1 protein-coding gene and 1 pseudogene are annotated in these 24829 nt (G+C 65.3%); both read right to left on the bottom strand.

What is annotated here, in order from left to right:
* Window positions 1-152 precede the first annotated feature (152 nt).
* Window positions 153-11570: pseudogene (locus A462_RS30165) on the bottom strand (amino acid adenylation domain-containing protein); the annotation flags it as partial.
* Window positions 11567-24490 carry a non-ribosomal peptide synthetase gene (locus A462_RS30170; RefSeq protein WP_008430918.1) on the bottom strand — a complete coding sequence of 4308 codons (12924 nt, stop codon included), beginning with the start codon at window positions 24488-24490 and terminating at the stop codon, window positions 11567-11569. The gene A462_RS30170 and the pseudogene A462_RS30165, both read right to left, overlap by 4 nt.
* Window positions 24491-24829 lie beyond the last annotated feature (339 nt).

The following is a 24829-nucleotide window of genomic DNA, read 5'->3' as shown; positions in this document are numbered from 1 at the left end:
AACCGGGCCGGAGTGCGGGCATGCCGAGCCTGAGCGAGGCACCGAGTGGTGGGGCAAAGACCTTTTGGTTACTTTTGGGGCGTTTGCCAAAAGTGACYCGCTGTAAGAGCGGAACCCTAAGTAGCCGTTACCGCAGCAACGGATATGTACACTCACGAAACCCGCTCCCCAACCACAACCCCATCCCGCCACCAAGCCGCCAAACTAAAGACGTTCGGCGCCTTGAGCAGCGAAAAATGATTCCCCGGCCCATACCAAACCTCCAACACCCCCACGCACCCGCGCCACCCCTCAACCATCCACCCTTGCTCCCGCTGATTCCCCGCCGCATCGAGGGTCGGATCCTCCGCCAACACCAACCGCACCGCCCCCTCATACCGCCGACCAGGCCGATAAACCGTGCGCAACGCCGACGCATACGTGCGCGCCGGCCCATCCATGGCATCCACCGAAGACCGCGCCGGCAACAACCCAACCCCCACCATCCCCCCATGCAACAACCTTCGCTGCTCCACTTCATCGCGCCCGGCAAAATCCACCGCATCAATCCCCAGGGACTTACCCGAAGCCACCTGCATCGACTCAATCAGCCGCAACAACGCCGCCGTCGTGGTATAGGGCCGGCCCACCACCCCATTGCCCCCGGGCGCCTCGCTGTCGATCAACGTCAACGACGCCACCTCACGCCCCAGGGCCTGCAACCGCGCGGCCATCTCGAATACCACCCAGCCGCCAAACGAATGCCCCACCAAATGCACCGGCCCCGAAGGACATTCCTGCTCCAAGGCCTGCAAATAACAGCGCGCCGCCGCCTCAACCTGGCTATGGGGCACCACCTCCCCATCCAGCCCACGGGGCTGCAAGCCAAAGATCGGCCAGTCCCGGCCCAACGCCTCGGTCAACCCCACAAACCCCGTCACGCTATCCCCCGCCCCCGGCACACAGAAAATCGGCGCATGCCCGGCGCGTCCGCTCTGGATCCGCAACAACGGCTGATGCACCGCCACAGCCGGCGCCTCACTCAACGCCAGGGCCTCAACCATCGCCTGCCCCAACGCCTGGATATGCGGTGCCTGCATCATGCTCTGGTGATCCCCCGGCACTTCAACCCGGCGCAGTTGCCCAGGGGCCAACGCTTCATCCCAACCCAAATCCAGGCTGCGTCGCGACAGCTCCGTCGGCCGCTCGGCGGCGCTGAACAAGTGCACCGCCAACGGCATCGGGAACAGGCTGTAATGCGCCAACGCATGCCCATGCCCGACTTCCCGCTGGATAAAACTCAACAGGTCCGCGTCCGAAGCCGCCGCCATCTGCGCGTACAGCAAATGCCGATCGCGGCAGCGTTGCAGCAAACCCGCAAAGTCCAGCTGTCCAATGTCCGCTTCCAGTTGCTCAAGGCTCGCCAACTCATCCACACCTCCCTGTGCCTTCCAATACGCCGTGCACTGCAACAGCAAATGCCGCTTGAGGGCATCCGGCCCGCTCCAGCGCGCCTTGCCCTGGTCGGTCATGCGCGGCACGTAGCTGTCGATCAACCCGAGGAATGCCACCGGTTCGTCCAGCCCCTGCAGTTGCATCGCCACTTCATAGGCCAACACCCCGCCGAACGACCAACCCGCCAGCCGATACGGCCCATGGGGCTGCACCGAGCGGATAATCCCCACCAGCCGCGCCGCCAGGCCTTCCATGGTCTGCAACTGCACCTCGCCAAGGGGTGCACCGGGCAAGCCATAGATCGGGTAGTCCCCCGGCAGGTGCCGGCCCAGCGCCGGGAAATACACGTCCATGCCGCTGAACTCATGCACCAGGAACAACGGCGGCTGGCTGCCGCTGGCGCGTACGGTGATCAGCGAGCTGTTGTCCTCCCGCGCCGTGCGCTGACCGAGCATCGAGGCAACCGAGGCCACGCTGGCGTGCTGGAACAGCTCGGCCAAAGACACCTCAAGCCCCGCCTCTTCCATCAGGTTGACCAGCCGGATCGCCAGCAACGAATGGCCACCCAGTTCAAAGAAACTGTCATGCCGACCGACCTGCTCCAGCCGCAACACCTCGGCCCAGAGGCGTGCCAGGGTCTGTTCCAGCTCGTTCGCCGGCGCCTCGAACACGCGGCTCGCCGATGCCTCCAGCGCGGGCACCGGCAGGGCCTTGCGGTCGACCTTGCCGTTGGCCGTCAGGGGCATTTTTTCCAGCGGTACATAGGCCGATGGCACCATGTAGTCCGGCAGGTGCTGCAGCAGATGACTGCGCAACACTTCGATGGCCAGCGGCTCGCCGGTGTAGTACGCCACCAGGCGCTTGTCCCCCGGCGCATCTTCTCGTGCCAGCACCACCACATCCTTGATGCCGCTGCAGGTGGCCAGGCGTGCTTCGATCTCGCCCAACTCGATGCGGAAGCCGCGGATCTTCACCTGGTCGTCATTACGCCCGATGCACTCCAGCAGTCCGTCCGCCGACCAGCGCCCAAGGTCGCCGGTGCGGTACAACAAGCCATCGCCAAACGGATCATCGACAAACTTCTCGGCCGTCAGCTCCGGCCGGTTCAGGTACCCCTTGGCCACGCCATGCCCGCCAATGCAGATTTCCCCGACCACGCCCAGCGGCACCGGCTGCAAGTGCGCATCCAGCAGGTGGATTTGCGTGTTGGCAATCGGCCTGCCGATCGGCACGCTTTCGGCATCGGCGGCGATGGCCTGCACTTCATGCGTGGTGGCGTAAGTGGTGGTTTCCGTCGGGCCGTAGCAATGCACCAGCCGCAGTGCCGGCGCCTGGGCCAGCAGGCTGCGGAACGCCGCCGGATCGGCCCGTTCGCCGCCGCACAACAGGATGCGCAGCCCGGCCAACGCGTCGGGAATCAATTGCACGTACTGGTTGAACAGCGCAGTGGTGACGAACAGGATCGTCGCCCCGCCCGCCTTCAGTGCCCGGCCAAACGCGCCGGGGTCGAGCAAGGTCGCATGGTCGATCACCAGCACCTGGCCGCCGTTGAGCAAGGGGCCCCACACGTCCATGGTGCTCGCGTCGAACGCGGGGTTGGAAGCGAACGTCACGCGGTCATGGGCGTTGAAATCGGCGTAGCCGTTATTGATCACCAGCCGCGTGATGCCCCGGTGCGGTACCAGCACGCCTTTGGGAGTGCCGGTGGAGCCGGAGGTGTACATGATGTACGCCACGCGCTCCGAGGACTGCGACAGGTCCGGGTTGTGGCTCGGTTGCGGGTCCAGCGCCAGGGTGTCGAGGTCGATACGTCGGGCCGGGTAAGCGACGGGCTCGCTGCTGTGGGTCAACAGCCACACTGCGCCACTGTCCTGCACCATAAAGGCCTGACGCTCGGCCGGGGCGTTGATGTCCAGCGGCACGTAGGCCGCCGCGCATTTGAGGATTGCCAGTTGGCTGAGCAACAGGTCAATCGAGCGCGGCAACAGGATCGCCACATGGTCGCCGGGCTGCACGCCCAGGTTGCGCAGGTGGTGCGCCAACTGGTTGGCTCGGGTGTTCAGCGCGCCGTAACTCAGGGTGTGTTCACCATGCACCACTGCGATAGCACCCGGGCGTGCCTGGGCCTGGGCTTCGAACAAACGCTGCACCGTATGTTCGTGAGGGAATTCGCGCTGGGTGGCGTTGAATTCCATCCGCAGTTTTTCACGCTCCGCCGCCGGCAGAATCGACAGTTGGCTGATTGAGCCCCCTGCATTCTGTTCCAGGGCCTGCACCAGTTGCTCCAGGGCAACATGCAGGTACTCGCAGAGGCGTGGCGCGCCCTGCCCCATGGCGTCAAAGCCAAACCCGTCGCCCAGGTCATCGACACTCAGGGACAGCGCAAAGTTGGTACGTTCCTCGGCCTTGAGCACCTGCATGCCCTGCCACGCCTCGGCTACGCCGCCAGCGTGCGGGGCGCTGTGGCGATAGTTGAACAGCACGCTGAACAGCGGCGTATTGGCCGGCAGCCCGCTGCAACGCTGGGCCAGGGCCAGTGGCGCATGTTCGTGACTGAGCAACCGGGTCAGGCTTGCGTGGGTTGCCATCAGCGCTGCGTGCACCGTGCGCTCACCCAGGTCGACCCGCAGCGGCAAGGTGTTGATGAACACGCCCAAGGCACGTTCGGCGCCTTCGCCGCCTTGCAGCCGGCCCAGCAATACGGTGCCGAACACCACCTGCTCGCGGCCGGAAACCTTACCCAGCACCTGCGCCCAGGCCAGGTGCATCAGGCTCGCAGCACTCACCCCAAGCTGCCGTGCCAGGGTGCGCAGGCGCCCGTTCAACAGCGGGTCGACGCGCAAATGTGCCTGTTGCGCTTCACCCGGTGCACTCAATGCCAGCGTCGGCTCATCGACCTCCCCGAGCATCTCGCGGAAGAACGCTTCGTGCTCTTCCTCGCGCATGCCCAACCGCGTCTGCGCCACATAATTGCGATACGGCACCGCCGCACCCAACTGCTCGCGCCGGCCGAGCAAGCACGCCTGCATCTCGTGCTGCAGCACCTCCAGCGCAACGTGGTCCATCACCAGATGATGGAACAGCAACAACGCAACCACCCGCTGGTTGGCCGGGTCCTCGGCGTATACCAGGCGCATCAGCGGTGCCTGAGCCAAGTTCAGCCGATGCTGTTCGAAGCGCGCCTGCAATTGCTCCAGCACATCGCCCGCCAGTTGAATCGGCTCAACCCGCAACGAGGCCTGGCGCCACACCACCTGCACCGGTTCTTCCAGCCCGTCCCAGTGCATCGACGAGCGCAGGATATCCTGCCGCTCGATCACCGCCTGCAACGCCTGGGCAAACGCTTCAAGGCGCTCGACGCTGGCGAAGGCAAACTGCGCCTGCAACAGGTACGCGTCACCCTGTTGCACTGCGCGATGGTGATACAGGATCCCGGCCTGCAACGGCGCCAGCGGGTAAATGTCCTGAACGTTGGCCGCGCCGCCGGGAATGCTCGCGACAAGGCGGTCGATGGCGGGTTGCTTCAAGTTCACCAGCGTCAGCATGTCCGGGGTGATCCGCGTGCAATCCGCGGCGATCCCATTGGCTGGCACCACCACTTCGCGACCACCACCCACGGCAGCCGCCAAGGCTGCAAGGGTGGGTTGACCAAACAACACTTTCACATCCGCCGACAACCCGACCCGACGCATGCGGCCGATCAGGCTGGCGGCCAGCAGCGAATGGCCGCCCAGCTCGAAGAAATGGTCGTGCCGACCGACACGCTCCACCTTGAGCAAATCCGCCCAGAGGCCGGCCAGGGTGATTTCGGTTTCCCCCACAGGCGCGACGTACTCCCGGGCGCTCACCGATTCCAGGCCTGGCGCCGGCAGTGCCTTGCGGTCGAGCTTGCCATTGGGGCTCAGGGGCAAGGCCTCCAGGTGCATGAAGGTGGCCGGTACCATGTAGTCCGGCAGGTGTTCCAGCAAATGGCTGCGCAAAGCGTCGATTTGCGCCGGCACGCCGGTGTAGTAAGCCACCAGCCGTGAATCGCGGGCGACCACGGCGGCTTCGTTGATCTGCGGGAATTGCAGCAGTCGCGCCTGGATCTCCCCCAGTTCGATGCGCAAGCCACGGATTTTCACCTGGTCGTCATTGCGGCCCAAATACTCGATGGTGCCGTCCGGCAGGTAGCGCCCGACGTCGCCGGTGCGGTACATCCGGCCCGCGCTGAACGGGTTCTTGAGGAAGCGCTCGGCCGTCAGCTCAGGACGGTGCAGGTAACCCCGCGCCACTTGCACGCCACCGATGAACAACTCGCCCACCACACCCAACGGAACAGGCTGCAACTGCCCGTCCAGCAGGTACATGCGGGTGTTGGCAATCGGCTTGCCGATGGGGGTGTTGTCCGGCGTGACAGGCCCGGCGCAATCCCACGCCGTCACGTCCACCGCCGCCTCGGTCGGGCCATAAAGGTTGTACAAACCGATGCCCGGCAACTGCTGTTTGAAGCGGCGCACCAGGCTGCCGGGCAACGCTTCACCACTGCACATCACCCGCACCAGCCCGGCGCTCTGGCTGACGTCGCCGTGGGCCAGGAACACATCGAGCATCGACGGCACAAAGTGCAGCGTGGTGATCTGCTCCGCCTCGATCACCTCACACAGGTAGGCCGGGTCTTTATGCCCGCCAGGACGCGCCATCACCAACCGCGCGCCGGTGAACAGCGGCCAGAAGAACTCCCACACCGACACGTCGAAGCTGAACGGGGTTTTCTGCAACACCCTGTCCTGGGCAGTCAGTCCGTACTCGTCCTGCATCCACAGCAGGCGGTTGACCACGCCCGCGTGCTCGTTGATCACGCCTTTCGGTTGGCCGGTAGAACCCGAGGTGTAGATCACGTAGGCCTGATGCTGCGCGGTCAGCCCATCCACTCGTGGGTTGGACGTTGGTTGGTGCTGCCAGGTGTTCCGGTCCAGGTCCACCAGCGGCACCGTGACGTCGCCCAGCAACGAACGGGTTTCGCCCTGCACCAACACGGCGGCCGGGGCGCTGTCCTTGAGCATGTAGGCGATACGTTCCAGCGGATACGCCGGGTCCAGCGGCACATAACCGCCGCCCGCCTTGAGGATTGCGAACAGGCCAATGACCATCTCCAGGCCGCGCTCGACGCAAATCGCCACCCGCGAATCCGGCTGTACACCCAGCTCCCGCAGATGGTGCGCCAACTGATTGGCCCGTTCGTTCAGCTCGCGATAGCTCAGGCACTCCGAGCCTGCCTTCACCGCAAGCGCATCCGGCGTTCTCGCCACCTGGGCTTCGAACATACCGTGCAGCGTCTGGTCGAGGTTGTAATCCACTGTGGTGTTATTGAAGTCGAACAGCAGATGCTGGCGCTCCTGATCGTCCAGCAAGTCAGCCTGCTCCAGCACCGCCTGATCGTTACCCACCATGGCCTGCAGCACGCGGGTGAAATAGCCGACATAGCGTTGCATGGTCGACTCGTCGAACAACGCGATGGCGTATTCCAGGGTGCCGCGAATTTCGCCCCGGGTCTCGCCGAGGTTCAGGGACAGGTCGAACTTGGCAAAGTGACTGTCCTCCACGATTCCTTCAAGGCTCAGGTCGCCGAGGGCCAGCACCGGCGCGTCACTGTCCTGCCAGGTCAACATCGTCTGGAACAGCGGGCTATGGGCCAGGCTGCGCAATGGCCGGGTGATTTCCACCACCTGCTCAAACGGCAGATCCTGATGAGCCTGGGCGTCCAGCGCCAGCCCCTTGACCCGCGCCAGCAGCGCCTCGGCACTCAGTTCGCCCGAGGTATCAATGCGCACTGCCAGGGTGTTGACGAACAACCCGATCAGGCCTTCCACCTCGGCCCGCTGGCGGTTGGCGACCGGCGAGCCGATCACCACTTCCTCCTGCCCGGCCAAACGCGCGAGCAACGAGGCCCACGCCGTCATCATCACCATGTACAGCGTGGTGCCGTGGCGCTGGCTGAGGGCCTTGAGCCCGGCGCTCAGGCGCTCATCCAGGTGCACCTCGACGCTGCTGCCGGCGTAGTCCTGCTGGGCCGGGCGTGGGCGGTCGGTCGGCAACATCAGCAACGCCGGCGCACCGGCCAGGGTGTGTTGCCAGTAGCTGCTCTGGCGATGCAGCACTTCGCCGCTCAGCCACAGGCGCTGCCATACGGCAAAGTCGCTGTACTGGATCGGCAACGGCGGCAGTGGGTCAGCCTCATCGTGGCTGAACGCCTGGTACAGCGCCATCAGTTCGCGGGTCAGCACGCCCATGGACCAGCCATCGGACACGATGTGGTGGATAGTCAGCAGCAACACGTGGTGATCGTCGGCCATGATCACCAGGCGCCCGCGCAACAGCGGGCCGCGCTGCAAATCAAAAGGCGCCGAGGCTTCGCCCTGGATCAACGCGTCAAGCACCTGCTGTGCTTCGGGGTGGCGGCGCAGGTCCTGGACTTGCAGGGGCATCACTTCTTCAGGCGGCACGATCAGCACCTGGGCGTCGTCATCCTGCTGGGCAAACCGGCTGCGCAAGGTCTCATGCCGCGCGACGATCCGTGCCAGGGCCCGTTGCAGCGCGTCGACGTGCAACTGCCCGCGCAGGCGCAGGCCGATGGGAATGTTGTAGGCGGTGTTGGCGCCCTCCATCAACGCCAGGAACCACAGGCGTTGCTGGGCAAACGACAACGGCAACTCCGTGTCCCGCGCCGCCGGCAGGATATCCGGCAAGGTGCTGCGCCCGGCCTGGGCCACTACCTGCGCCACCGCCGCCAGTTCGGCATTGGCGAACAGTTCGCCCAGTGCCAGGTCGACCCCCAGTTGCTGGCGAACCTGGGACACCATGCGCATGGCCAGCAACGAATGGCCGCCCAACTCAAAGAAATGATCCTGGCGCCCAACACGTTCCACTTGCAACACATCGGCCCAGATCTGCGCGAGGACGGTTTCGATATCGTTATGAGGCGCCTCGTATTCGCGAGTGAAGACGGCGGCCAGGTCCGGCTTTGGCAGGGCCTTGCGGTCCAGTTTGCCGTTGGCAGTCAGGGGCAACGCATCGAGTTTCACGTAGGCCACCGGCACCATGTAGTCCGGCAAGTGCGCCACCAGATGGGCACGAACCTCGCCCACCTGAAGCGGTTCGAATTGCGGGTTTTCGGTGAAGTAAGCCACCAGCCGTGGCTGGCCCGGTTGGTCTTCACGGGCCAGCACCACCACTTCCTGAAGGCCAGGCAGCTGGTTGAGGCGGGTTTCGATTTCCCCCAGTTCGATGCGCACACCGCGGATTTTCACCTGGTCGTCGTTGCGGCCCAGGTACTCGATATTTCCGTCCGGCAACCAGCGCGCCAGGTCGCCGGTGCGGTACATGCGGCCCGAATTGAATGGGTCATTCAGGAAACGTTCGGCGGTCATTTCCGGGCGATTGAGATAACCCCGCGCCACGCCCTTGCCGCCCACGTACAGTTCACCGGCAACCCCCAAGGGCACCGGGCGCTGCTGTTCGTCCAGCAGGTAAACCGTGGCGTTGGAAATGGGCTTGCCGATGTGCAACGGCTGCCCGGGCTCGATCCGCCCGGAGGTCGCCACCACCGTGGCTTCGGTGGGGCCGTAGTTGTTGATCACCTCGAAACGCTGGGCCCGGGTGAACTGGCGCAGGCGGTCGCCGCCAATCAGCAAGGTGCGCAGGGTCGGGTGCTCGATGTTCTGGCTGAACGCATATTCGGCCACCGGCGTGGGCAGGAAACACACGTCCAGCGGTTGCGCGCGCCACCAGTCCAGCAGCGCGTCGATATCTTCAGCGCCGTCGTGGGCCGGCGGCAGGTGCAAGGTGGCCCCCACGCACAGTGCCGGCCAGACTTCCCAGGCCATCGCGTCAAAGCCAAACCCGGCAACGCTCGCGGTGTGGCGGCCTGCGCACAGGTCAAACGCCGTGCAATGCCAGTCCACCAGGTTGGCCACGGTGTGATGTTCCACCATCACGCCCTTGGGCAGGCCGGTGGAGCCGGAGGTGTAGATCACGTAGGCCAGGTTGGTGGGCGTGACGGCCACCTGCGGGTTGCTCGCCGAATGGTGATGCCAGGTAAAACGGTCCAGGTTGATCACCGGCACATCGAGCGCGGGCAGGCGCTCCAGCAGTGCATGCTGGGTCAGTACCGCGACCGGCGCGCTGTCGCCGAGCAGGTAGCTCAGGCGCTCGGCCGGGTGCGACGGGTCCACCGGTACATAGCAGGCGCCGGACTTGAGGATCGCCAGCAACCCGGCCAGGGTGTCCAGCCCGCGCCGGGCAACGATGGCCACGCGGTCGTCGGGTTTTACCCCCAGCGCCAGCAGGTGATGGGCCAGCAGGTTGGCTTGTTGATTCAACTCGGCGTAGGTCAGCTGGCGGCCTTGATACACCGCGGCCACCGCGTCCGGGGTCAGCAGGGTCTGGGTCTCGATACGCCCATGCAGGGTGGTGCCTTGGGGGAAGTCGATGGCTGTCGCGTTGAACTGCTCCAGCAAGTGCCGCTGCTCCGCCTCGGGCAACACCGACAAGCGATTCAAGGGTGTTTCGGGTGCCTGTTCCAGCGCCTGTACCAAATTCTCCAGGGCAGTTTGCAGATAAGCGCACACCCGCTGCGGATCAACCTGGGCGCAGGCCAACAGGCTCAGGCTGAAGCCTTCGCCCAGGTCGTCGACGCTCAGGGTCAACGGGTAGTTGGTGCGTTCCTCGGAGCGCAACGCTTGAATACCCTGCCAGGCCGAGACCGCTTCGGCGCTCGCGCCGCCTGCGCTATGGCGGTAGTTGAGCAACGCGCTGAACAGCGGCGTCGGCGCCACTACACCGCTGCAACGCTGGGCCAGGGCCAGCGCCGCGTGTTCGTGACGCAGCAAGGTGGTCAGCCGGGCATGGGTCGCCTTGACCCCGGTGCGCACGTCTTCGGCGCCTACATCCACCCGCAATGGCAAGGTGTTGATAAAGATCCCCAGGGCACGGTCGGTGTCGTGGCTGCCCTGCATGCGGCCCATCAGCACCGTGCCGAACACCACCTGTTCCTTGCCCGCCAGCACTCCCAGCACCTGGGCCCAGCCCATGTGGAACAGGCTCGCGGCGCTGACGCCCAACTGCCGGGCCTGGGCGCGCAAGCGCCGGCTCAACTGCGGGGCCAGCGGCAGGCTGATCTCCTGGATGTTGTCGCCGTCGCCCTGCACATCCTGCAGGCCGTAGGGCAAGGTCGGCTCGCTGATGTCGCCGAGCATCTGCCGGAAGAACCCTTCGTGCTCCTGCTCGCTGATGCCCAGGCGCGCCTGGGCGACATAGTTGCGAAACGGCACCGCCTGGCCCAGTTCAGCCGCCCTGCCCAGCAGGCAGGCTTGCATCTCGTGGCAGACCACTTCCAGCGCGCTGTGGTCCAGGGCCATGTGGTGGAACAACAGCATCGCCACCACCCGTTGGCCGGCTTCATCCCAGGCCCGCACCAGGCGCAGCAGCGGCGCGCGGGTCACGTCCATGCGGTAGTGGCGGCCATCGAACAGGCGATGCAACTGGGCGGCGATATCGCCGTCTGCCGGGTCCAGTTCAATCGCCTGCACCGGCAGGCGCGCCGTGCGCCAGACCACTTGCGACGGTTCTTCCAGGCCTTCCCACACCACGCCGGTCCGCAGGATGTCGTGACGGTCGATCACCTGTTGCAAGGCCAGGGCAAAGCCCTCGAAACGCTCAAGGCTGTCGAAGGCAAACAGCGACTGCATGATGTACGGGTCGCCGTGCTCGGCACTCACATGGTGGTAGAGGATGCCCTCCTGCAACGGTGCCAGCGGGTAGATGTCCTGCACATTGGCGACGCCACCCTCGACGGTCTCGAGGATACGGTCGATGGACGCCTGGCTGAGGGTCGACAGGCTCAGCATCTGCGGGGTAATCGAGGTAGCGCCCGGTGGAATGCCATTGGCCGGCACCTGCACCTCACCGGCCTTGATGGCCGAGTACTCCCCGGCCTTGATCAGCTCGATCAGCGCCGGCTTGTGTTCGCGCAGCGAGGCCACCAGTGCCGCGTCGCTCAGGGCCTGCTTGTTGCCTTGCACCGACAACTGATCGCCCTTGAGCGCCAGTTGCACATCCTTGGCCTTGAGTGTCGCCAACAGTTCGATGATGCTCACAGGACGATCTCCATTCGTTCGGTAATTGCGGCGTAGCCGGCCAGGGTCGGCTGTTCGAACAGGCCCCGCACATCGGCTTCCATGCCTTCCTGACGCAAGCGTCCGATCAAGCTGACGGCCAGCAACGAGTGCCCGCCCAGCTCGAAAAAGTTGTCGTGACGCCCGACCCGCTCCACCTTCAGCAGCTCGGTCCACAGCCGCGCCAGGGTGATTTCGGTAGCGCCCACCGGGGCCTCGTACTCGCGCACGATCAGTGATTCCACACCCGGCGTCGGCAAGGCCTTGCGGTCGAGCTTGCCGTTGGGGCTCAGGGGCAGAGCGTCCAGATACACGAATACCGCAGGCACCATGAAGTCCGGCAAACGCGCCAGCAGGTGCGCCCGCAACTGTTCGATATCGGCTGGCACGCCGGTGTAGTACGCCACCAGGCGTTCGTCGCGGGCCAACACGGCCGCTTCCTTCACCTGTGGGTACTCGGTCAGCCGCGCCTGGATTTCTCCGAGTTCAATACGCAGGCCACGGATTTTTACCTGGTCGTCATTACGGCCCAGGTACTCGATATTGCCATCCGGCAGGTAGCGCCCGACGTCACCGGTGCGGTACATCCGGCCTGGGTTGAACGGGTCCTTGAGGAAGCGCTCGGCCGTCAGCTCGGGACGGTGCAGGTAGCCGCGAGCCACTTGCACACCGGCGATAAACAGCTCGCCCACCACGCCCAGCGGCACCGGTTGCAACCGGGCATCCAGCAGGTACATGCGGGTGTTGGCAATCGGCTTGCCGATAGGCGTGTTGTCCGGCACCACGGGCCTGGCGCAGTTCCAGGCGGTCACGTCCACTGCGGCTTCCGTCGGGCCATAGAGGTTGTACAAGCCGATGCCGGGCAATTGCTGCTTGAAGCGCCGCACCAGGCTGCCGGGCAAGGCTTCGCCGCTGCACATCACCCGCAGCAGCCCGGCGCCCTGGCTGACATCACCGTGGGCCAGGAACACATCGAGCATCGACGGCACGAAGTGCAAGGTGGTGATCTGTTCTGCCGCGATCACCTCGCACAGGTAAGCCGGCTCCTTGTGCCCGCCGGGGCGTGCCATGACCAGCCGCGCACCGGTGAACAGGGGCCAGAAGAACTCCCACACCGACACATCGAAGCTGAACGGGGTTTTCTGCAGTACCGCATCAGTGGCGTTCAGGCCGTAGGCGTCCTGCATCCACAGCAGGCGGTTGACCACACCCGCGTGCTCGTTGATCACGCCCTTGGGTTGGCCGGTGGAGCCGGAGGTGTAGATCACGTAGGCCTGGTGCTGCGCGGTCAACCCGGGAACCTGTGGGTTGGACACCGGCTGGTGCGCCCAGGTGTTCTGGTCAAGATCCACCACCGGCACCGTCACGTCGCCCAGCAACGAACGGGTAGCGCCCTGCACCAGCAGCGCCGCGGGCTGGCTGTCTTGCAGCATGTAGGCGAGGCGATCCAGCGGGTACGCCGGGTCCAGCGGCACATAACCACCACCGGCCTTGAGGATCGCAAACAGACCGATGACCATCTCCAGACCACGCTCGACGCAAATCGCCACCCGCGCATCCGGCTGCACGCCCAGTTCCCGCAGGTGGTGCGCCAGTTGGTTGGCGCGCTGGTTCAGCTCGGCATAGGTCAGGCATTGCTCACCCGCCTTAACCGCCAATGCATCCGGCGTGCGCTCGACCTGGGCCTCGAACAGGCCGTGCAGGGTCTGCGCCAGGTCGTAGTCAACCTCGGTGGCATTGAAATCAAACAGCAGTTGCTGACGCTCTGCATCCCCCAGGATCGGCAGGCGGTCAAGGGCCTGGTGCGGCGCGTGCTCCAGGGCCTCCACCAACTGGGTCAACGCCATCTGCATATAACCGCAGACCCGTTGTGCGCCCACCTGGGCCGGGGTCAACGCGGTGAAGTCATAACCATCACCCAGGTCATCGACGTTCAGGGTCAACGGATAGTTGGTGCGCCCGTCATTGGTCAGGGTCTGCATGCCTTCCCAGGCGTGCTGCGCGTCCTGTGAACGGGTGGCGCCGCCCCGGTGGCGATAATTGAGCATCGAGCTGAACAGCGGCAGCGGCGCCGCCACCCCGCTGCAACGCTGGGCCAGGGCCAGGGAAGCATGTTCATGGCCCAGCAGCGCGGTGAGCCGGGCATGGGTGCTGCGCACGCTGTCGCGCACGCCTTGCCCGTCGATATCCAGGCGCAATGGCAGGGTGTTGATGAACACGCCAAGGGCCCGGTCCGCGCCCTCGCCGCCCTGCATCCGGCCGACCAGCACCGTGCCAAACACCACATTCGGCTTGCCCGACGTCACCGCCAACACCTGCGCCCATGCCAGGTGGAACAGGCTCGCGGTGCTAACGCCCAGCAGGCGTGCCTGGGCCCTGAGGCGCCGGCTGACGGCAGCGTCCAGGTGATGCGTGAATTCTTCGATATCCCGACCATCGCCCTGCACATCCTGCAAGCCAAACGGCAGCGTTGGCTCATGGATATCGCCAAGCATCTCGCGGAAGAACCCTTCATGTTCCTGCTCGCTGACACCCAGTCGCGCCTGCGCCACGTAGTTGCGATAAGGCATCGGCGCGGACTGCGGTGCGGGGTGCCCCAGCAGGTAGCCCTGCATTTCCCGCAGCACCACGTCGAACGCGGTGTGGTCCAGCACGATGTGGTGATACAGCAGCACCGCCACCACCCGCTGATTGGCCGGGTCGTTGGCGTACATCAGGCGGATCAGCGGCGCCTGGGCGATGTCCAGCCGGTAGCGCCGGGCGTCGAAACGCTGATGCAGGCCGGCCAGCACATCACCGTCCAGATGCAGCGCTTCGACCGTCAATCGAGCCTTGCGCCACACCACTTGCACCGGCTGCGCCAAGCCTTCCCAGACCACACCGGTACGCAGGATGTCGTGGCGGTCGATCACCTGCTGCAAGGCCTGGGCGAAGCTGTCCAGGCGCGCCTGGGTATCGAATGCGAGGTGCGATTGCAGCAGGTACGGATCGCCCTGCTCCGCCGTGATGTAGTGGTAAAGAATGCCTTCCTGTAACGGTGCCAGCGGGTAAATATCCTGCACATTGGCGGCGCCACCCGGCACGCTGGCGACGATCTGGTCGATCATCGGCTGATCCAGCTCCACCAATGGCAGCATCGAGGGCGTGATGCGCGGGCAATCGGCGGCGATGGCATTCACCGGCACCACCACTTCCCGGCCACTGCCCACTGCCGCTGCCAATGCCGCCAGCGTCGGCTGGCTGAACAGCACCCGCACATCGGCGCTGAGGCCGGCCTGGCGCATGCGCTCGATCAGGCTTACCGCCAGCAAGGAATGGCCGCCCAGCTCGAAGAAGTGGTCATGGCGGCCCACTTGCTCCACCTGCAACACCTCGGCCCAGATCCGCGCCAGGGTGGTCTCGACTTCGCCGCGTGGGGCTTCATATTCCCGGCTGAGCACGGCGGCCTGATCCGGTGCCGGCAGCGCCTTGCGGTCAAGCTTGCCGTTGGCGGTCAACGGCCAGCTGTCGAGTTTGACGTAGACCACCGGCACCATGGCCTCGGGCAGTTGGCTGTGCAGCTCGGCGCGCAGGGTTTCGATAACCAGCGGTTTTTGTTCGGTGAACCAGGCCACCAGGCGGCCGTCGCGCACCAGCACCACGGCTTCCTTGACGCCGTCGACGGCGGCCAGGCGGGTTTCGATTTCTCCCAGCTCGACGCGCACGCCCCGGACTTTTACCTGGTCGTCGTTGCGGCCCAGATATTCAATGTTGCCATCCGGCAGCCAGCGCGCCAGGTCGCCGGTGCGGTACATGCGGCCCGGGTTGAACGGGTCATCGAGGAATCGCTCGGCGGTCAGGTCCGGGCGATTCAGGTAGCCGCGGGCCACGCCGCGGCCGCCTACATACAGCTCACCGGCCACACCCACCGGCACCGGCCGTTGTTGTGCATCCAGCAGGTACACCGTGGCATTGGCCATCGGCTTGCCGATATGCAGCGGCTGGCCGGCGCGCACCCGGCCAGAGGTGGCGACCACCGTGGCTTCGGTGGGGCCGTAGTTGTTGATCACCGCGAAACGTCGCTCATGGCTGAACTGGCGCAGGCGATCACCGCCGATCAACAGGGTGCGCAGGCTTGGGTGCTCAAGGTCCTGGCTGAACGCGTACTCGGCCACCGGGGTGGGCAGGAAGCTCACGTCCAGCGGCTGGGCCAGCCACCAGGCCAGCAGTTCGTCGATGTTTTCATTGCCGACATGGGCCGGTGGCAGGTGCAAGGTCGCCCCCACGCACAATGCCGGCCAGACTTCCCAGGCCATGGCATCGAAACCGAAGCCGGCCACGCTGCTGGTGTGGCTGCCGGCCTGCAGGTCGAAGGCTTCACAGTGCCAATGCACCAGGTTTTCCACGGTGCGGTGTTCCACCATCACGCCTTTGGGCTGGCCGGTGGAGCCGGAGGTGTAGATCACATAGGCGAGGTTCGCCGGGGTCAGGCTGGCGACGTGGGGATTGGTGCCGTCGGGATAGGCGCCATGCAGATCGACGATGGCGATATCACCGAGCACGCCACGGGTGCTCTCTTCGGCCAGGACCGCGACCGGTGCGCTGTCTTGCAGCAGGTAAGCGATGCGCTCGGCCGGATAGGCCGGGTCTACCGGGACGTAGGCCGCGCCCGCCTTGAGAATCGCCAGCAGGCCCGCCAGCATCTGCGGGCCGCGTCGGCAGCAGATCGCCACACGGTCGTCGGGCTGTACGCCCAGCGCCAGCAAGTGATGGGCCAATTGGTTGGCGCGTTGGTTGAGCTGTTGGTACGTCAGGTGCTGGCCGTCCTGGCTCACGGCAATCGCCTGCGGCAGGCGCAGGGCCTGGGCTTCGAAAGCGCCGTGCAGGGTCTGCCCTTGCGGGTAGTCGCGGGCGGTGGCGTTGAAGCTGCGCAGCAGGTGTTCGCGTTCGCGGGCAGGCAGTACCGGCAACTGATGCAACGGCGTTTGCGGCGCGTGCTCAAGGGCCTCCACCAGTTGCTCCAGCGCACTGTGCATAGAGTCGCACAGGCGCTGCGCGCCGATGGATTCCAGCGCCAGTACCGTCAGGCCAAAGCCTGTGCCAAGGTCGTCCACACTCAGGGTCAGCGGGTAGTTGCTGCGTTCTTCGCCGCCGAGCAATTGCACGCCTTCCCAGATACCGTGGCCGTCGCGGGCCATTTCGCCCGGGGTGCTGTGGCGGTAGTTGAGCAAGGCACTGAACAACGGCATCGAGGTCGGCACGCCGCTGCACCGCTGGGCCAGCGCCAGGGACGCATGTTCATGGCCCAGCAAGGCACTGAGCCGGGCGTGGGTCGCCTTGACGCCGGCACGTACCGCGTCGGCACCCACCTCCACCCGCAGCGGCAAGGTGTTGATGAACATGCCCAATGCCCGGTCGGCACCTTCGCCGGCTTGCATGCGGCCCATCAATACGGTGCCGAATACCACGTCCTGACGGCACGACACCAGCCCGAGGACCTGGGCCCACGCGAGGTGCATCAGGCTCGCAGCGCTGACCCCCAGTTGCCGCGCCTGTTCACGAACCCGCAGCGCCAGCCCTGCATCGACGGGCAATTCGGCCTCTTCGATATCCCGGCCATCGCCCTGCACATCCTGCACGCCGAAGGGCAGCGTGGGCTCGTCGACATCGGCGAGCATTTCACGGAAGAACTGCTCGTGTTCCTGGGCGCTGACACCCAGGCGCGCCTGGGCCACGTAGTGACGGAACGGTGCCGCGGCCGGCAAGTCATCGGCCTGGTTGAACAGGAACGCCCGCATTTCCTGGCCGACCACTTCCATGGCGGTGTGGTCCAGTGCCAGGTGATGGAACAGCAGGATCGCCGCGACCCGCTGGTTGGCCGGGTCCTGCGCATACACCATGCGCAGCAGCGGCGCCTGGGTGATATCCAGGCGGTAGTGGCGGGCATCAAAACGCGCGTGCAGTTGTTCGATCACATCACCATCGGCCGGGTCCAGCGGGATGTGCTGTACGACCAATTCGGCATGACGCCACACCACTTGCACCGGGCTGTCCAAGCCTTCCCACACCACGCCGGTGCGCAGGATATCGTGGCGCGCCACGACCTTTTGCAGCGCGCCCATGAAGGCCTGCAAACGCTCGACGCTGTCAAACGCCATGCGCGATTGCAGCAGGTAGGGGTCACCCTGTTCGGCACTGATGTGGTGGTAGAGGATGCCTTCCTGCAACGGCGCCAGCGGGTAGATATCCTGCACGTTGGCCGCACCGCCGGGCACCGTGGCCACGATGCGGTCGATGGCCGGCTGGTCCAGCTTGACCAGGGTCAGCATCGACGGCGCGATGTGCTCGCAGCCCGGCGCAATGCCGTTGGCCGGCACCACGATTTCCCGGCCACTGCCCACCGCCGCCGCCAGCGCCGCCAGGCTTGGCTGGTTGAACAGCACCCGCACATCGGCGCTCAGGCCCGCCTGGCGCATGCGCTCGATCAGGCTCACCGCCAGCAACGAATGGCCGCCGAGTTCAAAGAAGTGGTCAAAACGCCCGACACGCTCGACCTTCAGCACGTCCTGCCAGATTTGCGCCAGCAGGGTTTCCACCTCGCCCTCCGGGGCTTCGAAACCACGGCTGAGCAGCGACGCCTGATCCGGCGCAGGCAGGCCCTTGCGGTCCAGCTTGCCATTCGCGGTCAGCGGCAACAGTTCCAACCAGACATAGGCCGACGGCACCATGTAGTCCGGCAGCCGGCTTTGCAGGTGCGCTCGCAACGCTTCAATACTCAGCGGCGCCTGGGCGGTGTAGTAAGCCACCAGGCGCTTGTCGCCGGGCTCATCTTCACGGGCCAGCACCACCGTGTCTTTCACGCCGGAATAGCTGGCGAGGCAGCTTTCGATTTCACCGGGCTCGATACGGAAACCCCGGATTTTCAGCTGATGGTCGTTGCGGCCCTGGTACAGCAAGGTGCCGTCCGCCTGCCAGCTCGCCAGGTCGCCGGTGCGGTACAGCAGCCCATCGCCGAACGGGTCGACGATAAATTTCTCGGCGGTCAATTGCGGCTGGTTCAGGTAACCCTTGGCCACACCCGCGCCACCGATGTACAGCTCGCCAACCACGCCCAGCGCCACCGGCTGCTGCCGTGCATCCAGCACGTAGGCGCGGCTGTTGCCAATCGGTCGACCAATCGGAATACCGCCCTCACCCACCGACTTGATCTCGAAGGTGGTGGAAAACGTCGTGGCTTCGGTGGGGCCATAGCCATTCAGCAGGTGCTGCGGCGCGCCGTGCTCAAGCACCCGGGCGATCACCTGCGGGTCGAGCACATCGCCGCCGACGATCAAGTAGCGCAGTTGCCGGAACATCGGTATCAACCCGTCGGCGTACTGATGGAACAGCCCGGCGGTCATCCACAACACGCTGACGGATTGCTCCTGCAACAGGGCGCCAAACGCGGCCTGGGACAGCAACGTGGCATGCTCGACCACCACCACGCAGCCGCCGTTGAGCAACGGCGCCCACACATCGAGGGTGCTAGCGTCGAACGCCGGGTTCGAGGCGAAGGCCACCCGGTCGCGGTGATTGAAGTCGGCGTAGCCGTTGTTGATCACCAATCGAGAGACGGCGCGATGGGGCACCTGCACGCCCTTGGGCGCACCGGTTGAGCCGGAGGTGTACATGATGTACGCCACGCTTTCGGCAGACTGGGACAGGTTCGGATTATGGGTCGGCTGATTGTCGAGGTTCAGCCCGTCGAGATCACGCAGCACCTGCCCGGCATGACTGTCCTGCACCATGAACGCCTGGCGTTCGTCCGGTGCATTGATATCCAGCGGCACGTACACCGCCGCGCACTTGAGGATGGCCAGCTGGCTGACCAGCAGGTCGATGGAACGTGGCAGCGCGATGGCCACGCTGTCGCCCGGTTTTACACCCTGGTCGATCAAATAGTGGGCCAGGCGATTGGCCCGCAGGTTGAGTTCGCGGTACGTCAGCGACACGTCGCCGTGCACCACCGCCAGCGCGTCGGGGCTGGTCAGGACGCTGGCTTCGAAGATCCCGTGCACGGTGTGCGTGGCCGGGTAGGCGCGGGCAGTGGCGTTGAAGTCCACCAGCACTTGATGCCGCTCGGCGGGTGGCAGGATCGACACTTGATGCAGCGGTGTGGTCGGCGCCTGTTGCAGTGCCGTGGCCAGGTTGCGCAAGGCGCTGAGCATGTAGTCGCCGACGCGCCGCACATCCACCTCCGCCACGCCTTGCACGGTCAGGGCAAAACCTGCGCCGAGGTCGTCGACGTTCAGCACCAGCGGGTAGTTGCTGCGCTCCTCGGAACTGAGGATTTCGATCCCGGCGTCGGCGAACGGGCTGGCGCCCGGCGCTTCACCCGGCGCGCTGTGGCGGTAGTTGAGCAAGGTGCTGAACAACGGCAGCGCACCGGACACGCCACTGCATCGCTGGGCCAGGGACAAGGAGGCATGTTCATGCCCCAGCAACTGTGCCAGCCGCGCATGGGTGGCGCGCACGCCAGCCTGCACGCCCACCGCGCCGACACTGACCCGCAACGGCAAGGTATTGATGAACATTCCCAGCGCCCGGTCGGCGCCCTCGCCGCCGTGCAGCCGGCCCAGCAGCACGGTGCCGAAGACCACGTCGTCCTGGCCCGAGACCTGGCCGAGGACCTGGGCCCACGCCAGGTGCACCAGGCTTGCGGCACTCACCCCCAGTTGCCGGGCCTGCTCGCGAAGGCCCAGGCTGAGGGCCGGTTCCAATGCCACGTGCGCTTCGCGCACACCGCTGCCGTCGCGGTTCACGTCCTGCAAGCCGAAGGCCAGGGTCGGCTCGTCGATGTCGCCGAGCATTTCGCTGAAGAACGCCTCATGCTGCGCAGCGCTCACACCGAGGCGCGCCTGGGCCACGTAGTTGCGGTACTGCACGGCGTCGGGCAGCAAGCAGGTTTCGCCTGCAAGGCTCGCGCTCATTTCCTCCACCAGCACCTGCAACGCGGTGTGGTCCAGCAGGATGTGGTGCAGCAGCAGGATGCCGACGTAACGGCCGTGATCCTCGGCGTAGGCAAACCGCATCAACGAGGCGCGGGACAGGACGAGGCGGTAGTGGCGTGGGTCGAAGCGTTCCTGCAGTTGCGCCAATACGGCACTGGAAGGATCGGCTTCAACCTGCTCAACCACCAGCAGCGCCTGGCGCAAGACCACCTGTACCGGCTCGTCCAGGCCTTCCCAGACAATCCCGGTACGCAGGATATCGTTGCGCTCGATGACACTTTGCAGCGCACGGATAAACGCCTCGACCGGCTCATGGCCGCTGAAGCTGAACTGCACCTGCAACACGTAGGGATCGCCTTCGGTGGTTGCCAGGTGGTGGTACAGGATGCCGGCCTGCAACGGGGCCAGGCCGTAGATGTCCTGCACGTTGGCGATGCCGCCGGGGACACTGGCGATGATATGGTCGATGGCCTGCTGGTCGAGATTCACCAGCGGCAGCATGTCCGGGGTGATGTGCCGCGTCGCTTCGCCGATCAGGTTGGCCGGGACCTGCACTTCATGTTGCCCGCCCACCGCAGCGGCCAGCGCAGCCAGGGTCGGCTGGCCGAACAGCACCCGCACATCGGCGCTCAGCTCGAGCTGGCGCATGCGCTCGATCAGCTTGACCGCCAGCAACGAATGGCCGCCCAGCTCGAAAAAGTTGTCCTGGCGCCCGACCCGGTCGACCTTGAGCAGGTCTTGCCAGAGATTCGCGATCGCGGCTTCCACCGCGCCTTGTGGCGCTTCATAACCACGACGGGCCAGGGCATCGGCGTCCGGTGCCGGCAAGGCCTTGCGGTCGAGCTTGCCGTTGGTGGTAAGCGGGAACGCGTCGAGCAGCACAAAGGCGCTGGGCACCATGTACTCGGCGAGGGACAGCAGCAGGTGGTCACGCAGCTCAGCGGCAGTGGGCGTGTGTTCAGGCTGGGCAATCACGTAGGCCACCAGCCGCTTGTCGCCCGGTTCGTCTTCGCGGGCAATCACCACGGCTTCGCGCACACCTTCGCAGGTGGCCAGGCGTGCTTCGATTTCCCCCAGTTCGATACGGAAACCGCGAATCTTCACCTGGTCGTCGTTGCGCCCCAGGTACTCGACACTGCCGTCGGCCAGCATCCGGCCGAGGTCACCGGTCTTGTACAGGCGCAGGCCGGTTGCGGGATCCGTCAGAAAACGTTCGGCCGTCAGCTCATCGCGGTTGAGATAACCCCGCGCCACGCCGGCACCGCCGACGTACAACTCCCCGACTACGCCGCTCGGCACCGGTTCGCGGCGGGCGTCCAGCACATACAGTTGCAAGTCGGGAATGCGCACGCCAATCGGGCTCACGCCCACCCGCTGCGCATCCGCCGCCTCCAGGGCACGGTAGGTCACATGCACGGTGGTTTCGGTGATGCCATACATGTTGACCAACCGCGTACCGGCGTTGGTCACCCGGGCGTACCACGGCTTGAGAATCCCCGGTTCCAGGGCTTCACCGCCGAAGATCACCTGGCGCAGCGAGTGCAGTTGCTGGCTGCGGCCCTGCGCCGCGATCAACTGGCGGAACGCGCTCGGGGTCTGGTTGAGAATACTGACGCCGGCTTCGCACAGCAGTGCGTAACACTCGTCCGGCGAGCGGCTGACCAGCTGCGGCACCACCAGCAACTGCCCGCCATGCATCAGCGCGCCCCAGATCTCCCACACCGAGAAGTCGAAGGCAAACGAGTGGAACAGCGCCCAGGTGTCATTGGCGTTGAACTTGAACCAATGCTCGGTGGCGCTGAACAGTCGCGCGACGTTGCGGTGTTCGATCATCACGCCCTTGGGCAGGCCGGTAGAGCCGGAGGTGTAGATCACATAGGCCAGGCTGGACGCGCTGATTGCAACGTTGGGGTTGACGATGGGCTCGTGCTGCAGGCTGTTGAGGTCGATCGACGTGACGTCGCCCACCAGGTGGCGGGTGTCGTCCTGCACCAGCACCGCCAGCGGCGCGCTGTCTTTCAGGGTGTAGGCGATACGGTCCAGCGGGTAGGCCGGATCGATCGGCACATAACCCGCCCCAGCCTTGAGAATCCCCAGCAGGCCAATGATCATTTCCAGCCCGCGTTCGACACAGATCGCCACCCGGTCGTCGGGGCGGATGCCATGCTTGAGCAGGCAATGCGCAACCTGGTTGGCGCGCTCGTTCAGCTCGCGGTAGCTCAGGTGTTCGTGTTCAAAGCGCAGCGCGATGGCTTCGGGATGGCTGGCGGCATGAGCTTCGACTTGCTGGTGGATCAGGGCTGAATCGGCGTAGTGCTGGGTGCTGGCGTTAAGGCCATGCAGCAGATGCTGGCGTTCGGCGGCAGGCAGGATGCCCAGGTTGTGCAACGGTGCATCTGGCGTTTGTTCCAGGGCCAGCACCAGGTTTTCCAGGGCGGTGTGCAGGTAACCGGCAATGCGCGTCGCGCCGATGGAGGCGTCCACCATCACGGTAAAGGCAAAGCCTTCGCCCAGGTCATCGACGTTGACCGTCAGCGGGTAGTTGGTGCGTTCTTCGGCGCCCAACACCTGGATGCCTTCGGCGATGTCGATCACCGCCTGGGTGTCCGAGGCATCGCTGTGACGGTAATTGAGGATGGCACTGAACAACGGCGTGGGTGCGGCCACACCGCTGCAACGCTGGGCCAGGGCCAGGGAGGCGTGTTCGTGATCGAGCAATTCGCTCAGGCGTTTATGGGTGGTTTGTACGCCCTCGCGCACGCTTTGTTCGCCTACATCTACCCGTAGCGGCAGGGTGTTGATGAACATGCCCAGGGCCTGGTCGGAGCCCTCGCCTGCGCCCATGCGGCCGAGCATCACGCTGCCAAATACCACGGCCTCGCGAGCGGAAACCTTGCCCAGCACCTGGGCCAGCGCGAGGTGCATCACGCTGGCCGGGCTGACACCCAACGGCCTTGCCTGGGCCCTTAGACGGCGGCTCAGGTCGCTGTCGACGGCAATGCGGGTTTCGTCGATGCCATGCCCGTCACCCTGAACATCCTGCAGGCCGAACGGCAGGGTTGGCTCGTCGATATCGGCCAGCATCTCACGGAAGAACGCTTCGTGAGCCTGTTCGCTGACGCCATGGCGGACCTGGGCGATGTAGTTGCGAAACGGCACCGGTGCACTGGCGTGTTCGGTCTGGCCGGCGAGGTGCAGCTGGATCTCCCGGCGCACTACGTCTAGGGCGGTGTGGTCGAGGATGGTGTGGTGGAACAACAGCATGGCGACCACACGCTGGTTGCGCGGGTCTTCGGCGAACACCAGGCGCAGCAGTGGGGCCTGGCCGAGGTCCATGCGGTAGTTGCGGGCGTCGTAGAGGGCTTGCAGTTGGGTCAGTACATCGCCGTCGAGGCGGGCTTCTTCGCAGGCCAGCGAGGCCTTGCGCCAGACGACTTGCAGGGGTTCGTCGAGGCGATCCCAGGCCATCGAGGTGCGCAGGATATCGTGGCGGTCGATGACCCATTGCAAGGCCTGGGCGAAGGTTTCAAGACGGGCGCGGCTGTCGAACACGAACTGCGCGTGCAGCACGTAGGGGTCGCCCTGGTGCGCTGACAGATGGTGGTAGAGCATGCCTTCCTGGAGGGGTGCCAGAGGGTAGATATCCTGCACATTCGCCGCCCCGCCGGGGATCGCGGCGACGATGCGGTCGATGGCGGGTTGGTCGAGGTTGACCAGGGGCAGCATGTCCGGGGTGATGCGATAGGCCGGGCTGAGCCAGTCGCCGCCGTGTTGGGCGACGAGGTCGAGCAGTTGGGGTTTGTGGGCGATCAGTTGGTCCCATAGGGCGTCATCCAGCGCGTCGTCGTCACCCAGGATGATCAGGTCGCCTTCGTCCATTTGCAGGCGGATCGGGTGGGTGGAAAGAGCTGCCAGTAATTTGCTGAACTGCATGGGGTAACCTGCTTTTTTGAGTCGGATACGGTTGAGGAGAAAGTCCGTTTTCAGCTGTCGCGTAAGTGCCTGGGAGGCCCGGTTTAAAGCGCGGGCGCAGTCGTGGGCCGGGAGGCTTCCCGCAGGGTTGGGAAATTAGAGGATTCGGGGGGTGGGGGGTGACATGGGAAGCGGGGACAAAGCGGCTGGCGTGGGGGAACTTTCGTATTTGTTGGATGGGGGGCATATCCGTTATTTGGGTGATGGCTTCGATTGGTTCCGCTCTTACAGCGGCTCACTTTTGAAGAGCGCAAAAGTAAGCAAAACGCTCTTGCCCCACCACTCGGCWCCTCGCCTAGG

It is taken from the genome of Pseudomonas sp. Ag1 (genome assembly GCF_000278565.1).
Taxonomy (GTDB): Bacteria; Pseudomonadota; Gammaproteobacteria; order Pseudomonadales; family Pseudomonadaceae; genus Aquipseudomonas.
This window is presented reverse-complemented; position numbering and strand designations above follow the sequence as displayed.